Consider the following 14,288-nt stretch of genomic DNA (forward strand, 5'->3'; position numbering starts at 1 on the left):
TCGGTTAGTTTTCTTGCATGAAGATGCCGGGGAAGCACCCCAAAAATGGGCTGCCTCAAGCGGGGCTTAAGCTTTCTGCACTACAATAACGGATTACCCAAAATTTAATGACGCTGTGTCAAACCTAGTTGAAATCCGCGATCTGCACTTTGCGTACGGAGAGCGTTCCATCCTGTCAAACCTCCGCATGGACTTCCCGCGCGGTAAGCTCGTCGCCGTCATGGGCGGCTCGGGCTGTGGCAAGACGACCGTCCTGCGCCTGATCGGCGGACAGATCCGCCCGCAGCGCGGCGAGGTGCGCGTTGGTGGCGAGGTCGTGCACCAGCTCAATACCGAGGGCTTGTACCGCCTGCGCCGCCGCATGGGCATGCTGTTCCAGTTCGGCGCGCTGTTTACGGACCTGTCGGTATTCGACAACGTCGCTTTCCCGCTACGCGAGCATACCGACCTGCCGGAAGAGCTGATCCGCGACCTGGTCCTCATGAAACTCAATGCCGTCGGCCTGCGCAATGCGCACAAGCTCAAGCCTGCCGAGATCTCTGGCGGCATGGCGCGCCGGGTCGCCGTGGCGCGCGCCGTCGCGCTCGACCCCGAACTGATCATGTACGACGAGCCCTTCGCCGGCCTCGATCCGATCTCGATGGGCGTGACCGCCAACCTGATCCGCAACCTGAACGACGCGCTCGGCTCGACCTCGATCCTGGTCTCGCACGACGTGCACGAATGCTTTGCCATTGCCGACTACGTGTATTTCATGTCGGCCGGCAAAATCGTCGCGGAAGGTACGCCAGCCGAACTGCGCGTCTCGCAAGATCCTTATGTAAAGCAGTTCGTGAACGCGGCGCCGGATGGTCCGGTACCCTTCCATTATCCGGGCAAGTCGCTGGCCGACGACCTTGGGCTGGGAGTGCGTCCATGATCGTGCGTCTCCTGGAAACCGTCGGCCGCAGCGTGCGCGAAGCCATCGGCAGCGTCGGCTTCGCCACCCGCGCCTTCTTCAACCTGCTCGGCGTCTCGCCGGGCGCTTTCCGGCGTCCATCCCTGATTTCGGAACAGATCCATTTCATCGGCAACTATTCGCTGGTGATCATCATCGTCTCCGGCCTGTTCGTCGGCATGGTGCTGGGCCTGCAGGGCTATTACACCCTGAACCAGTATGGCGCCGAACAGGCGCTGGGCCAGGTGGTGGCGCTGGCGCTGGTGCGCGAACTTGGCCCGGTCGTGACCGCGCTGCTGTTCGCCGGCCGCGCCGGCACCTCGCTCACGGCCCAGATCGGCCTGATGAAAGCCGGCGAGCAGCTGTCCGCCATGGAAATGATGGCAATTAATCCGGTCCAGCGCGTGCTGGCGCCGCGCTTCTGGGGCGGTGTGATCGCCATGCCGATCCTGGCCGCCATCTTCTCGGCGGTGGGCGTGTTCGGCGGCTACCTGGTCGGTGTGCAACTGATCGGGGTGGACGAAGGCGCGTTCTGGTCGCAGATGCAGTCCGGCGTGGATGTGCGCGCTGACGTACTGAACGGCGTATTGAAAAGTTTTATCTTCGGTATCGCGGTGACGTTCACGGCGCTGTTCCAGGGTTACCAGACCAAGCCCACGCCGGAAGACGTGTCGCGCGCCACCACGCGCACCGTCGTCATTGCGTCGCTGATGGTCTGGGGCCTGGACTTCATCATGACCGCATTGATGTTCAATAAATAAGCAGTCAAGAAACTAAACAAGAGTTACTAGGGTATTCGTATGCATCGCAAAACTATCGACGTCTGGGTTGGCCTGTTTGTCCTGCTGGGCGCGGCCTCGCTGCTGTTCCTGGCCCTGCAGGCCGGCAATATGAGCACGATCTCGTTCAGCAAGACCTATGCCGTAACTGGCAAGTTCGACAACATCGGCGGACTCAAGCCGCAGGCCCCGGTCAAGAGTGCTGGCGTGGTGGTGGGCCGCGTGGGGGAAATCACCTTCGACGACAAAACCTACCAGGCGCTCGTGCGCCTCGATATGGAGCCAGGCTATAAATTCCCGAAAGACAGTTCGCTCAAGATTTTGACTGCCGGCCTGTTGGGCGAGCAATACATCGGTATCGAACCGGGTGGCGACACCCAGAACCTGGCCGATGGCGACCGTATCAACCGTACCCAGTCGGCGACGGTGCTCGAAGACCTGATCAACCAATTCATCTATAGCAAGGCCGCTGAAGGAAAGGAAGGTAGTGAATGAACCACTTGCCATACCGCCGCATGCAAGGCCTGGCGGCCATCGCCGCCGCGCTGCTGCTGACCGGCTGCGCCACCACCGGTAATCCGCAGGATCCGCTGGAAGGCTATAACCGCGCCATGTTCAGCTTCAACGATGCGGTCGACCGCAGCGTCCTGAAGCCGACCGCCACCGCCTACAAGAATGTGACACCAAGCTTCGTGCAAACGGGCGTCAACAATTTTTTTGGTAACTTGTCGGACGTGTGGAGCGCCGTCAACAACCTCTTGCAGGGCAAGGGCGAAGCCGGCATGGGCGACCTGAGCCGCGTCACGCTGAACACGACCTTCGGGGTCCTGGGACTGTTCGACCTGGCCTCGGAAGCCGGCCTGCCGAAACACAACGAGGATTTTGGCCAGACCCTGGGCGTGTGGGGCATCCCGAGCGGTCCGTTCTTGATGTTGCCGGTACTGGGCCCATCTACGGTGCGTGACACCGCGGCCCTGCCAGCCGACATGGGCGGCGACATCTGGAAGTACAAGGAACCGGCCAACTGGCGCAATATCGGCGCCGCCGTGCGCGTGGTCGACAAGCGCGCCAGCCTGCTCGATGCCACCAACCTGCTGGAAGATGTTGCACTGGACCGTTACGAGTTTCTTCGCGATGCCTACCTCCAGCGCCGCCAGAGCCAGGTCTACGACGGCGACGTGCCGCGCCAGCAGGAAGAGGCGGACGCGGCGACCAGCAATGCCGAACCGGCCGCCAACCCGGCTGGAAAAGCGGCAGTGAAACCGGGCAAGTAACAAGTCCTTACATACCGGTGTCATCCGTAGGCCAGCACGCAGAGTTAACCGGGGACATACCGCGCTTCCCGATCAGGATGCGCCGCCCCAACCATAAGGAAAGTACATGAAACCTATCATCCAACTGATCGTAGCAGCCAGTGCCACCATCGCCTTCGCCACTTCGGCCATCGCTGCCGAAGCGCCGGATGCCCTGGTCAAGCGCATCAGCGCCGACGTCATCGAGACCGTCAAGACCGACAAGGACATCCAGGCCGGCAACCGCAAGAAGATCATGGACCTGGTAAATTCCAAGATCCTGCCGCACGTCGATACCCAGAAGATGACCCAGCAGGCGGCCGGCCGCTTCTGGCCTCAGGCCACCCCGGAGCAGCAAAAAGCATTGACCCGCGAATTCACCACGAAACTGGTTTACACCTACTCGGGCGCGCTGTCGACCATCACGAACGAGACCGTCGAGTTCAAGCCGATGGTCGCCGAACCCGGCGCCACCGACGTTGAGGTGCGTTCGCTGGTGAAATCGGCCCGCCGCGAGCCGATCATCCTGAACTACCGCCTGTCTCAAGGCCCGCAGGGCTGGAAGATCTACGACCTCAACGTGCTGGGCGCGTGGCTGGTCGAAGCCAATAAAAGCTCGTTCACCAGCGAGATCAACAAGACCGGCATCGATGGGCTGATCAAGAAACTGACCGAGCAAAACCAGCAGCTGGCAAACAAGCCAGTGAAGGCGCCGAAGTAATGGCCGAAGCCAATACCATGCTCTCGCTCGATGCCCTGACCTTCCAGAGCGCCCGCGGCGCGCTGGAGCAGGGCTGCGCGGCGATCGCCGCCGGCGACACCGTGTTCGACCTGGGCGGCGTCAAGGCCGCCGATTCGTCCGGCGTGGCGGTGCTGCTGGCATGGCAGCGCCGTGCCCGCGTGGCCGGACGGCGGCTCAGCTTCATCAACGTTCCCCAGAACGTGCAGAAGCTGGCTGCGCTGTATGGCGTGGACGGGCTGATCCAGTAGGGTGGGCGGCTATGCCGCCCGCGCGGTGATACGTACGATGTGCGGCGCCGCGACGGCAGTTCAAGCGATAGCCATCAGCGCATGGGATGTTCCGGTCCAGTGGACCAGAACACAAGCCCCCCACTCCGTGCCTCACTCCCGCCGAATGACCCGCCGGCCGCTTGTATTTGCAATTTCCCCTATAATGGGCCGTTTCCCCCACGGCCTCGCGCGTCCGCGCCGCCGCTTCCAACAAGAATGACAGCGATCCAGATTAACAGCGTCGAAAAGAGCTACAAGGGTTTCAAGGCCCTCAAGGGCGTCTCGATGAACATCGAGGAAGGCGAGTTCTTCGGCCTCCTCGGCCCCAACGGCGCCGGCAAGACCACCCTGATCTCCACCGTGGCCGGCTTGATCCGCCCCGACGCGGGCAGCGTCAGGATCCATGGCCATGATGTCGTCACCGACTTCCGCGAGGCGCGCAAGCGCCTCGGCGTGGTGCCGCAGGAACTGGTGTTCGATCCCTTCTTCACGGTGCGAGAAACGCTGCGCCTGCAGTCCGGCTACTTCGGCATCCGGAACAACGACGCCTGGATCGACGAGGTGATGCACAACCTCGACCTGACCAACAAGGCTGACGTCAACATGCGCGCCCTGTCCGGCGGCATGAAGCGCCGCGTGCTGGTGGCCCAGGCCCTGGTGCACAAGCCCCCCGTGATCGTGCTGGACGAACCGACCGCCGGCGTCGACGTCGAGCTGCGCCAGACCCTGTGGAAGTTCATCTCGCGCCTGAACCGCGCGGGCCATACCGTGGTCCTGACCACCCACTACCTGGAAGAAGCGCAGGCCATGTGCCAGCGCGTGGCGATGCTGAAACTGGGCGAGGTGGTGGCGCTGGACACCATGTCGGCGCTGCTGCGCCGCGTGTCCGGCTCGCAGCTGGTGGTGCACCTGAAAAGCGGCGAGCTGCCCGAGGGCCTGCGGCCGCTGGTCTCGCACGACGAGCACGACCAGAACAACGGCAGCGGCAACCGCTATACCTTGCGCGTGAACGACGTCAACGAAGTCGAAGCCATCCTGGCCAGCCTGCGCGCGGGTGGCGCCGTGATCGACGAGATGCAGCTGGAGCAGGCCGACCTGGAAGACATCTTCCTGCAGGTGGTCGGCAGCAGTGGGCAAGATGCGCAGCCGGGAGGCCCGCAATGAACCTGTTCTCCGTCGGTTTCCGTACCCTGTTCTATAAAGAATCGCTGCGTTTCTGGAAGGTGGCTACCCAGACCGTCGCCGCGCCGATCGTCACCGCCATGCTCTACCTGCTGATCTTCGGCCACGTGCTGGACGGCCGCATCGAGATGCTGGATGGCGTCAGCTACACCGCCTTCCTGATCCCGGGCCTGGTGATGATGAGCGTGCTGCAGAACGCGTTTGCCAACTCGTCGTCCTCGCTGATCCAGTCCAAGATCACCGGCAACCTGGTTTTCATCCTGCTGCCGCCGCTGTCGCACGCCGAGATCCTGTCGGCCTACATCGCGGCCTCGGTGCTGCGCGGGCTGGCGGTCGGCTTCGGCGTGTTCGTGGTCACCGCCTGGTTCGCCCACCTGAGCTTCGTGGCGCCCGTGTGGATCGTCGTGTTCGCCCTGCTGGGCGCGGCCATCCTCGGCACCATGGGCGTGATCGCCGGCATCTGGGCCGAGAAGTTCGACCAGCTGGCCGCTTTCCAGAACTTCCTGATCATGCCGGCTACCTTCCTGGCCGGTGTGTTCTATTCCATCCAAAAACTGCCGCCGTTCTGGCTGGCGGTCTCGCATTTCAACCCGTTCTTTTATATGATTGACGGGTTCCGCTATGGGTTCTTCGGCAAGTCCGACGTCTCGCCCTGGACCAGCCTGGCCATCGTGTCGGTGTTCTTCGTGGTACTGGCGGCCATCGCGGTCAACCTTCTCAAACGCGGCTACAAGCTTCGTCACTAAAGAATTCACTGGAGTTTCCCCGTGTCGACCACACCTGAACTGATCCACAGCTACATCAGCGCCGGCCTCGAATGCACGCACCTGCATGTCGAAGGCGATGGCCAGCATTTCACGGCCGTCATCGTGTCCCCGAGCTTTGCCGGCAAGCGCCCGATCCAGCGCCACCAGCTGGTGTACGCCGCGCTTGGCGACCGCATGCGCGAGGAAATCCACGCGCTGTCCATGAAAACCCTGACTCCCGAAGAGTACGGAGGCTAAGCATGGACAAGCTCCAGATCGTTGGCGGCAAGCGCCTGAACGGCGAGATCGCCATTTCCGGCGCCAAGAATGCTGCGCTGCCCATCCTGTGCGCCGGCCTGCTTACCGGCGGCGACCTCGAACTGTCGAACGTGCCGCGCCTGCACGACGTGCGCACCATCCTCAAGCTGCTGGCCCAGACCGGCCTGAAGGTGACCCAGGACGATGAACGGGTCACGCTCAATGGCGCCAATATCACCTCGCTCGAAGCGCCGTACGAACTGGTGAAGACCATGCGCGCCTCGATCCTGGTGCTCGGCCCCCTGCTGGCGCGCTTCGGCCAGGCCAAGGTCTCGCTCCCGGGCGGCTGCGCGATCGGTTCGCGTCCGGTGGACCAGCACATCAAGGGCCTGCGCCAGATGGGTGCCGAGATCACCATCGAAGGTGGTTATATCCATGCCAGGACCGACGGCAAGCTCAAAGGCGCGCGCATCTACACCGACATGATCACCGTGACCGGCACCGAGAACCTGTTGATGGCCGCCACCCTGGCCGTTGGCGAGACCGTGCTGGAGAACGCCGCGCGCGAGCCGGAAGTGACCGACCTGGCCAACCTGCTCGTGGCCATGGGCGCGAAGATCGAGGGCATCGGCACCGATCGCCTGGTGATCCAGGGTGTCGAGTCGCTGCACGGCGCGCAGCATGCCGTGATCTCGGACCGCATCGAAGCGGCGACTTTCCTGTGCGCGGTGGCGGCCACCGGCGGCGACATCATGCTGCGCAACACCCGTACCGATACCTTCGACGTAGCGCTCGAGAAGCTGCGCCAGGTCGGCCTGCAGCTCGACGTCGGCAACGACACGATCCGCGCGCGCATGGATGGCCGCCCCCATCCGGTGTCCTTCCGCACCACCGAATACCCGGGCTTCCCGACCGACATGCAGGCCCAGTTCATGGCCGTGAACATCCTGGCCGACGGCCCGAGCAAGGTGACCGAGACCATCTTCGAGAACCGCTTCATGCACGTGCAGGAAATGAACCGCCTCGGCGCCCAGATCGCCACCGAGGGCAATACCGCCTTCATCAAGGGCGTCGACCGGCTGGTTGGCGCGCCGGTGATGGCGACCGACCTGCGCGCCTCGGCCTCGCTGGTGATTGCCGGCATGGCGGCCGAAGGAACCACCGTCGTCGACCGCATCTACCACCTCGACCGCGGCTACGACCGCATGGAAGTGAAACTCTCGGCGGTCGGCGCCGACATCGTGCGCATCAAAGAATGACCATGACTAGTAAAACTGGCGCGCCGGGCCTGATCCTGGCGCTCTCCAAGGGCCGCATCTTCGAAGACACCCTGCCGCTGCTGGCAAGCGCCGGCATCACGGTGACCGAGAACCCGGAAACCTCGCGCAAGCTGATCCTGCCGACCAACGACCCGGGCGTGCGCGTGCTGATCGTGCGCGCCAGCGACGTGCCGACCTATGTCCAGCACGGCGCCGCCGACTTCGGCGTGGCCGGCAAGGACGTGCTGCTCGAGCATGGCGGCGAAGGCCTGTACCAGCCGATCGACCTGCGCATCGCTTCCTGCCGCATGTCGGTGGCGGTGAACGCCGGCTTCGACTACGAGAACGCGGTGCGCCAGGGCGCGCGCCTGCGGGTGGCGACCAAGTTCGTGCACACCGCGCGCGAGCACTTCGCCAGCAAGGGCGTGCACGTCGACCTGATCAAGCTGTACGGTTCGATGGAGCTGGCGCCGCTGGTCGGCCTGTCCGACGCCATCGTCGACGTCGTCTCGACCGGCGGCACCCTGCGCGCCAACAACCTGGTCGAAGTCGAAAAGATCATGGACATCTCCTCGCGCCTGGTGGTCAACCAGGCCGCGCTCAAGCTCAAGCGCGAGCGCCTGCAACCCATCCTCGATGCCTTCGAACGGGCGACTGAGGCGTCCCCATCCCAAGCAAAAGGTTAACGCATCATGGCAGTACGGATCCGCAAGCTCGACTCCACCGCACCCGACTTCAGGCAGACGCTCGATGCCCTGCTGGCCTTCGAGGCCGAGACCGACGACGCCATCGAGGCAAGCGTCGCGAAGATCCTGGCGGAGGTGAAGCATCGCGGTGACGCGGCCGTGCTGGAGTACACGAACCGGTTCGACCGTATCCCGAACGGCGGCGCCACTTCGATGGCCGCCTTCGACATCGGGCAGGCGGAGCTGGATGCGGCGCTGGCCGCGCTGCCGGAGGCGCAACGCGCTGCCCTGCGCACGGCCGCCGAGCGCATCCGCGTGTTCCATGAACGCCAGAAGCAGGAGCTGAACGGGTTCACGTTCACCGAGCCCGACGGCACCGTGCTGGGCCAGCGCGTGACGCCGCTCGACCGCGTCGGCATCTACGTCCCTGGGGGCAAGGCCGCCTATCCTTCGTCGGTCCTGATGAACGCGATTCCCGCGCAGGTCGCCGGCGTGCAGGAAATCGTGATGGTGGTGCCGACCCCGGATGGCGTGAAGAACCAGATGGTGCTGGCGGCCGCCGCGATCGCCGGCGTGACCCGCGTGATCACCATCGGCGGCGCCCAGGCCGTGGGCGCGCTGGCCTACGGCACCGAGACCATCCCCGCCGTGGACAAGATCGTCGGCCCCGGTAACGCCTACGTGGCGGCCGCCAAGCGCCGCGTGTTCGGCACCGTCGGCATCGACATGATCGCCGGCCCGTCGGAAATTCTGGTGCTGTGCGACGGTACCACCGACCCGGACTGGGTGGCGATGGACCTGTTCTCGCAAGCCGAACACGACGAGCTGGCCCAGGCCATCCTGCTGTGCCCGGACGCGGACTACATCGCGCGCGTGGAAGCGAGCATCCACAAGCTGCTGCCGACCATGCCGCGCGCGGCGACCATCACCACCTCGCTCAGCGACCGCGGCGCCCTGGTGAAGGTGCGCGACATGATGGAAGCGTGCGACATCGCCAATGCCATCGCCGCCGAGCACCTCGAGATCTCGGCCGAGGAGCCGCTGCAATGGGCGGACAGGATCCGCCATGCGGGCGCCATGTTCCTTGGCCGTTTCTCGTCCGAGTCGCTGGGCGACTACTGCTGCGGTCCGAACCATGTGCTGCCGACCTCGCGCACCGCGCGCTTTTCCTCGCCGCTGGGCGTCTACGATTTCCAGAAGCGCTCGTCGGTCATCCAGGTGAGCGAGCAGGGCGCCCAGACGCTCGGCAAGGTGGCCGCCGAACTGGCTTATGGCGAAGGCTTGCAGGCGCACGCCCGCAGCGCGGAACTGCGTCTGAAGACATCATGAGCACCTGGGTCGACCAGGTGTTCTGCGAGGATGCGCTGCCGGGCCTGGCGCGCATCCCGGACGCTTCCATCGACCTGATCCTGACCGATCCGCCCTACAACCTGGGCAAGGATTACGGCAACGCATCCGACCAGCAGAGCGTCGAGGCCTACCTGGCCTGGACCGAGGCGTGGATCGACGCGGCCCTGCCCAAGCTCAAGCCCAACGGCAGCCTGTACATCTTCCTTACCTGGCGCCACGCGCCCGAGATCTTCGTGATGCTGAAAAAGCGCATGACGATGATGAACGAGATCATCTGGGACCGCCGCGTGCCCTCGATGGGCGGCAGCGTGCGCAGCTTCTCCTCGGTGCACGACACCATCGGCTTCTTCGTGAAGCGCAAGGATTACTACTTCGACCTCGACGCGGTGCGCATCCCCTACGACGCCGAGACCAAGAAGGCGCGCTCGCGCTCGATCTTCATCGGCGCCAAGTGGCTGGAAGTGGGCTATAACCCGAAGGACGTGTGGAGCGTGTCGCGCCTGCACCGCGAGCATCCGGAGCGCGCCGACCATCCGACCCAGAAGCCGCTGGAAATCATCGCGCGCATGGTGAAGGCATCCTGCCCGCCCGGCGGCATCGTGCTCGACCCCTTCATGGGGAGTGGCACCACGGCGATCGCCGCGCGCCAGGCCGGCCGCCATTTCACCGGCTTCGAGCTGAACCCCGCCTATTGCGACATCGTCCGCGCGCGCCTGGCCGCGCCCGAGGTGCCGGTCGCCGGCAGCAAGCCGGGAGCCAGGGCGGGAACCAAGAAACGCAAGAGCGCCAGGAACGCTCCCCTGGACGAGGAAACCGTATGAACGCCATCGACAAGCTGATCGAAAACACCATCCGCGCCGACGTGCGCGCCATTGCCAGCTACCATGTGCCCGACGCGAGCGGCTACATCAAGCTCGATGCGATGGAAAACCCGTATGAACTGCCGGACGCGCTGCGCGCGGAGCTGGGCCAGCACCTGGCCGACGCCGCGCTGAACCGCTATCCGGTGCCGTCCTATGCCACGCTCAAGCGCAGGATCTGCGCCGGCCTGGGCGTACCGAGCGGCTATGACGTCCTGCTCGGCAACGGCTCGGACGAACTGATCGCCATCATGGCCACCGCCATCGCGCGCCAGGACCGGAAGGCAGTCGTCATGGCCCCGACCCCGGCCTTCGTGATGTTCGCGCGCTCGGCCCAGTTCGCGGGCGCGGACTTCGTCGGCGTGCCGCTCAACAGCGCTGACTTCTCGCTCGACCTGCCGGCCATGCTGGCCGCCATCGCGCGGCACCAGCCCGCGCTGCTGTTCCTGGCCTACCCGAACAACCCCACCGGCAACCTGTTCGACGAGCAGGCCATGGAGGCGATCCTCAAGGCCATGGGCGAGACCGGCATCGTGGTGGTCGACGAGGCCTACCAGCCGTTTGCGAAGAAAAGCTTCATGGGCCGCCTGCCCGAATTCCCGAACCTGGTCGTGATGCGCACCCTGTCCAAGCTGGGCCTGGCCGGTATCCGCCTCGGCTACCTCTCGGGTGATCCGAAACTGCTGGAACAGTTCGAGAAGGTGCGCCCGCCCTACAACGTCAATGTGCTGACCCAGGTGGCGGCCGAGTTCGCGCTCGACCACCTCGACGTACTCGACGGGCAGGCCGCGCTGCTGAACCAGGAACGTACGCGCCTGGCGGCCGAACTGGCGGCGCTGCCGGGGGTCGAAGTGTTTCCATCGGCGGCGAATTTCATTTCGTTGCGGGTGCCCGACGCCGACAAAACCTGTTCAGAACTAAGCACGGGAAAGGTGTTGATCAAAAATTTGAGTAAAATGGACAAGATGCTGGCCAACTGCATCCGCGTCACGGTCAGCACCCCCGAAGAAAATACCGCATTCCTGCATGCCCTGAAAGCATCCCTTTAAGCGCAGCGCTTCCGCCAGGACGCGCTGTCCAGATGAGCCAGCAATGACCCGCACCGCCGACATCACGCGCAACACCAACGAAACGCAGATCCGCGTTTCGATCAACCTCGACGGCACCGGCCGCCAGAAACTGAACACTGGCGTTCCCTTCCTCGACCACATGCTCGACCAGATCGCGCGCCATGGCATGATCGACCTCGAAGTCGACGCCGTGGGCGACCTGCACATCGATGCCCACCATACCGTCGAGGATACCGGCATCACGCTGGGCATGGCGGTGGCCAAGGCCGTCGGCGACAAGAAAGGCATGACCCGCTACGGCCACGCCTACGTGCCGCTGGACGAAGCGCTGTCGCGCGTGGTGATCGATTTCTCCGGCCGTCCCGGCCTGGAAATGCACATTCCCTGGACCCGCGCCATGATCGGCACTTTTGATGTCGACCTGACGGGCGAATTCTTCCGCGGCTTCGTGAACCACGCCGGCGTGACCCTGCACATCGACAACCTGCGCGGCGTGAATGCGCACCACCAGTGCGAGACCGTGTTCAAGGCTTTCGGGCGCGCGCTGCGCATGGCCACCGCGCTCGACGAGCGCGCCGCCGGCATCATTCCTTCGACCAAAGGCAGCCTGTAGCTTGGGGAACATGCGTACCATGACGAACAAGATTGTGGTGGTCGATGGCCTGGGTAACCTGCGCTCGGTGGCGCAGGCGCTGCGCGCCGCCGCGCCCGAAGCCGACATCCTGGTGTCGAACAGGCCGGAAGACATCGATGCGGCCGACCGCATCGTGCTGCCGGGGCAGGGCGCGATGCGCGACTGCATGCGCAGCCTGCGCGAATCCGGCGCCGAGGACGCGCTGCTGCGCGCCGTGAAGACGCGCCCGGTGATGGGCGTGTGCGTGGGCGAGCAGATGCTGTTCGACGCGAGCGAAGAGAACGAGGGCACGCCGGGCCTGGGCCTGCTGCCCGGCCGCGTGGTCCGGTTCCAGCTCGACGGCAGGCTGCAGGCCGACGGCTCGCGCTTCAAGGTGCCGCAGATGGGCTGGAACCGTGTGCGCCAGACCCGCGCCCACCCGCTGTGGGAAGGCGTCGAGGACGGCAGCTATTTCTATTTCGTGCACAGCTACTACGCCGTGCCGGAGCAGGCCCGGGACACCATCGGCGAAACCGACTACGGCGGCATGTATGCCTGCGCCGTGGCGCGCGACAACCTGGTCGCCACCCAGTTCCACCCCGAGAAAAGCGCGGCCGCCGGCCTGCGCCTGTACCGCAATTTCATCCACTGGAAACCGTAAGCCTTTACGTTCATTCCCCGTCAACCAACCGACAACGACCATGCTGCTGATCCCCGCCATCGACCTCAAAGACGGTCACTGTGTCCGCCTCAAACAGGGTGACATGGACCTCGCCACCGTATTTTCCGAAGACCCCGCCGAGATGGCGCTGCACTGGCTGAAGAAGGGCGCGCGCCGCCTGCACCTGGTCGACCTGAATGGCGCCTTCGCCGGCAAGCCGAAGAACGAGGCGGCGATCAAGTCCATCCTGAAGACCGTGCAGGACTACGCCGAAGAGATGGGCATCGAGGAAATCCCGGTCCAGCTGGGCGGCGGCATCCGCGACCTCGACACCATCGAGCGCTACCTGGACGACGGCATCACCTACATCATCGTCGGCACCGCCGCGGTGAAGAACCCGGGCTTCCTGCACGACGCCTGCGGCGCCTTCCCGGGCTCGATCATCGTCGGCCTGGACGCCAAGGACGGCAAGGTCGCCACCGATGGCTGGAGCAAGATGTCGGGCCACGAAGTCATCGACCTGGCCAAGAAGTTCGAAGGCTATGGCGTGGAATCGATCGTGTACACCGACATCGGCCGCGACGGCATGATGGCAGGCGTGAACATCGAAGCCACCGTCAAGCTGGCCCAGGCCGTCCGTATCCCGATCATCGCCTCGGGCGGCGTGCACAACCTGGCCGACGTGGAAGCGCTGTGCGCGGTGCAGGACGAAGGCATCGAGGGCGTGATCTGCGGCCGCTCGATCTACGAAGGCACGCTCGACCTGGCCTCGGCCCAGGAACGCGCCGACGCACTCACCGAGGGCGCCCAGGCTTAAGCTCCATGCTCGCAAAACGCATCATTCCCTGCCTCGACGTCACCGGCGGCCGCGTGGTCAAGGGCGTCAACTTCACCGAGCTGCGCGACGCCGGCGACCCGGTCGAGATCGCGCGCCGCTACGACGCACAAGGCGCCGACGAGATCACCTTCCTCGACATCACCGCCTCGAGCGACGGCCGCGACCTGATCCTGCCGATCATCGAAGCCGTGGCTTCGACCGTGTTCATCCCGCTCACCGTCGGTGGCGGCGTGCGCAAGGTCGAGGACGTGCGCCGGCTGCTCAATGCCGGCGCCGACAAGGTGTCGATGAACACCTCGGCCGTCACCAACCCGCAGCTGGTGTTCGACGCGGCGCAGAAGCACGGCTCGCAGTGCATCGTGGTGGCGATCGACGCCAAGCAGGTCGCACCGGGCAAGTGGGAAGTGTTTACCCATGGCGGGCGCAACGCGACCGGCCTGGATGCCGTCGAATGGGCGCGCAAGATGGAAAGCCTCGGCGCCGGCGAACTGCTGCTGACCTCCATGGACCGCGACGGCACCAGGGCCGGCTTCGACCTGGGCCTGACGCGTGCCGTGTCCGACGCGGTCGGCATTTCCGTGATCGCCTCGGGCGGCGTGGGTGGCCTGCAGGACCTGGCCGACGGCATCCTGGAGGGCCACGCCGACGCGGTGCTGGCCGCCAGCATCTTCCACTACGGACAGCACACGGTCGGCGAGGCCAAGCGCTTCATGCTTGACCGCGGCATCCCGATGCGCCTGGAGTGA

Annotated in this window: 18 protein-coding genes; all 18 read left to right on the forward strand. The window is 64.8% G+C overall.

The window, feature by feature from the left end; translation table 11 throughout:
• Window positions 1-115: 115 nt before the first annotated feature.
• Window positions 116-919, forward strand: a complete 804-nt coding sequence (locus LCI23_RS14240; RefSeq protein WP_224947111.1) for an ABC transporter ATP-binding protein — start codon at window positions 116-118, stop codon at window positions 917-919.
• Complete coding sequence (gene mlaE / locus LCI23_RS14245; RefSeq protein WP_224947112.1) at window positions 916-1,698, forward strand: lipid asymmetry maintenance ABC transporter permease subunit MlaE; 783 nt, start codon at window positions 916-918, stop codon at window positions 1,696-1,698. Before LCI23_RS14240 ends, mlaE begins: the two co-directional genes overlap by 4 nt.
• Before the next feature lie 39 nt (window positions 1,699-1,737).
• A complete protein-coding gene (mlaD, locus tag LCI23_RS14250) occupies window positions 1,738-2,211 on the forward strand; it encodes an outer membrane lipid asymmetry maintenance protein MlaD (protein ID WP_224947113.1) in 474 nt (157 codons plus the stop codon).
• Entirely contained in the window at window positions 2,208-2,990 is a 783-nt protein-coding gene (locus tag LCI23_RS14255; protein ID WP_224947114.1) for a VacJ family lipoprotein, read from the forward strand. The genes mlaD and LCI23_RS14255 overlap by 4 nt, the downstream gene beginning before the upstream one ends.
• A gap of 106 nt (window positions 2,991-3,096) precedes the next feature.
• The gene (locus tag LCI23_RS14260) at window positions 3,097-3,729 is read left to right on the forward strand and encodes a phospholipid-binding protein MlaC (RefSeq protein ID WP_224947115.1); all 633 of its coding nucleotides are present in this window, start codon (window positions 3,097-3,099) and stop codon (window positions 3,727-3,729) included.
• Window positions 3,729-3,998: an STAS domain-containing protein gene (locus tag LCI23_RS14265; protein ID WP_224947116.1), complete on the forward strand. Its 270-nt coding sequence runs from the start codon at window positions 3,729-3,731 to the stop codon at window positions 3,996-3,998. Before LCI23_RS14260 ends, LCI23_RS14265 begins: the two co-directional genes overlap by 1 nt.
• Before the next feature lie 237 nt (window positions 3,999-4,235).
• A complete protein-coding gene (locus LCI23_RS14270) occupies window positions 4,236-5,183 on the forward strand; it encodes an ABC transporter ATP-binding protein (RefSeq protein WP_224947117.1) in 948 nt (315 codons plus the stop codon).
• Window positions 5,180-5,947: an ABC transporter permease gene (locus LCI23_RS14275; RefSeq protein WP_224947118.1), complete on the forward strand. Its 768-nt coding sequence runs from the start codon at window positions 5,180-5,182 to the stop codon at window positions 5,945-5,947. The genes LCI23_RS14270 and LCI23_RS14275 overlap by 4 nt, the downstream gene beginning before the upstream one ends.
• 21 nt (window positions 5,948-5,968) lie before the next feature.
• A complete protein-coding gene (locus LCI23_RS14280; protein ID WP_224947119.1) occupies window positions 5,969-6,205 on the forward strand; it encodes a BolA family protein in 237 nt (78 codons plus the stop codon).
• A gap of 2 nt (window positions 6,206-6,207) precedes the next feature.
• Window positions 6,208-7,464, forward strand: a complete 1,257-nt coding sequence (gene murA / locus LCI23_RS14285; RefSeq protein ID WP_224947120.1) for a UDP-N-acetylglucosamine 1-carboxyvinyltransferase — start codon at window positions 6,208-6,210, stop codon at window positions 7,462-7,464.
• A gap of 2 nt (window positions 7,465-7,466) precedes the next feature.
• Window positions 7,467-8,150: an ATP phosphoribosyltransferase gene (hisG, locus tag LCI23_RS14290; protein ID WP_224947121.1), complete on the forward strand. Its 684-nt coding sequence runs from the start codon at window positions 7,467-7,469 to the stop codon at window positions 8,148-8,150.
• A gap of 6 nt (window positions 8,151-8,156) precedes the next feature.
• Entirely contained in the window at window positions 8,157-9,479 is a 1,323-nt protein-coding gene (gene hisD / locus LCI23_RS14295; protein WP_224947122.1) for a histidinol dehydrogenase, read from the forward strand.
• Entirely contained in the window at window positions 9,476-10,321 is an 846-nt protein-coding gene (locus LCI23_RS14300) for a site-specific DNA-methyltransferase (protein ID WP_224947123.1), read from the forward strand. Before hisD ends, LCI23_RS14300 begins: the two co-directional genes overlap by 4 nt.
• Window positions 10,318-11,409, forward strand: a complete 1,092-nt coding sequence (hisC, locus tag LCI23_RS14305) for a histidinol-phosphate transaminase (protein WP_224947124.1) — start codon at window positions 10,318-10,320, stop codon at window positions 11,407-11,409. Before LCI23_RS14300 ends, hisC begins: the two co-directional genes overlap by 4 nt.
• 43 nt (window positions 11,410-11,452) lie before the next feature.
• Complete coding sequence (hisB, locus tag LCI23_RS14310) at window positions 11,453-12,043, forward strand: imidazoleglycerol-phosphate dehydratase HisB (RefSeq protein ID WP_224947125.1); 591 nt, start codon at window positions 11,453-11,455, stop codon at window positions 12,041-12,043.
• A gap of 19 nt (window positions 12,044-12,062) precedes the next feature.
• On the forward strand, window positions 12,063-12,704 hold the full coding sequence (gene hisH, locus LCI23_RS14315; RefSeq protein ID WP_224947126.1) for an imidazole glycerol phosphate synthase subunit HisH: 642 nt from the start codon (window positions 12,063-12,065) through the stop codon (window positions 12,702-12,704).
• A 40-nt stretch (window positions 12,705-12,744) separates the two neighbouring features.
• On the forward strand, window positions 12,745-13,521 hold the full coding sequence (hisA, locus tag LCI23_RS14320) for a 1-(5-phosphoribosyl)-5-[(5-phosphoribosylamino)methylideneamino]imidazole-4-carboxamide isomerase (RefSeq protein ID WP_224947127.1): 777 nt from the start codon (window positions 12,745-12,747) through the stop codon (window positions 13,519-13,521).
• Window positions 13,522-13,526: 5 nt separating this feature from the next.
• Window positions 13,527-14,288, forward strand: a complete 762-nt coding sequence (gene hisF, locus LCI23_RS14325; protein ID WP_224947128.1) for an imidazole glycerol phosphate synthase subunit HisF — start codon at window positions 13,527-13,529, stop codon at window positions 14,286-14,288.

Origin of the sequence: Massilia sp. MS-15, from assembly GCF_020176695.1 — a bacterium.
GTDB lineage: Bacteria > Pseudomonadota > Gammaproteobacteria > Burkholderiales > Burkholderiaceae_D > Telluria > Telluria hydrophila.

Coding starts and splice junctions, on each gene's coding strand:
- LCI23_RS14270 (WP_224947117.1), top strand. CDS start 4,236: ATGACAGCGATCCAGATTAACAGCGTCGAAAAGAGCTACAAGGGTTTC.
- hisF (WP_224947128.1), top strand. CDS start 13,527: ATGCTCGCAAAACGCATCATTCCCTGCCTCGACGTCACCGGCGGCCGC.
- hisB (WP_224947125.1), top strand. CDS start 11,453: ATGACCCGCACCGCCGACATCACGCGCAACACCAACGAAACGCAGATC.
- LCI23_RS14265 (WP_224947116.1), top strand. CDS start 3,729: ATGGCCGAAGCCAATACCATGCTCTCGCTCGATGCCCTGACCTTCCAG.
- LCI23_RS14300 (WP_224947123.1), top strand. CDS start 9,476: ATGAGCACCTGGGTCGACCAGGTGTTCTGCGAGGATGCGCTGCCGGGC.
- hisC (WP_224947124.1), top strand. CDS start 10,318: ATGAACGCCATCGACAAGCTGATCGAAAACACCATCCGCGCCGACGTG.
- mlaD (WP_224947113.1), top strand. CDS start 1,738: ATGCATCGCAAAACTATCGACGTCTGGGTTGGCCTGTTTGTCCTGCTG.
- hisA (WP_224947127.1), top strand. CDS start 12,745: ATGCTGCTGATCCCCGCCATCGACCTCAAAGACGGTCACTGTGTCCGC.
- LCI23_RS14255 (WP_224947114.1), top strand. CDS start 2,208: ATGAACCACTTGCCATACCGCCGCATGCAAGGCCTGGCGGCCATCGCC.
- mlaE (WP_224947112.1), top strand. CDS start 916: ATGATCGTGCGTCTCCTGGAAACCGTCGGCCGCAGCGTGCGCGAAGCC.
- murA (WP_224947120.1), top strand. CDS start 6,208: ATGGACAAGCTCCAGATCGTTGGCGGCAAGCGCCTGAACGGCGAGATC.
- hisD (WP_224947122.1), top strand. CDS start 8,157: ATGGCAGTACGGATCCGCAAGCTCGACTCCACCGCACCCGACTTCAGG.
- hisH (WP_224947126.1), top strand. CDS start 12,063: ATGACGAACAAGATTGTGGTGGTCGATGGCCTGGGTAACCTGCGCTCG.
- LCI23_RS14260 (WP_224947115.1), top strand. CDS start 3,097: ATGAAACCTATCATCCAACTGATCGTAGCAGCCAGTGCCACCATCGCC.
- LCI23_RS14275 (WP_224947118.1), top strand. CDS start 5,180: ATGAACCTGTTCTCCGTCGGTTTCCGTACCCTGTTCTATAAAGAATCG.
- hisG (WP_224947121.1), top strand. CDS start 7,467: ATGACTAGTAAAACTGGCGCGCCGGGCCTGATCCTGGCGCTCTCCAAG.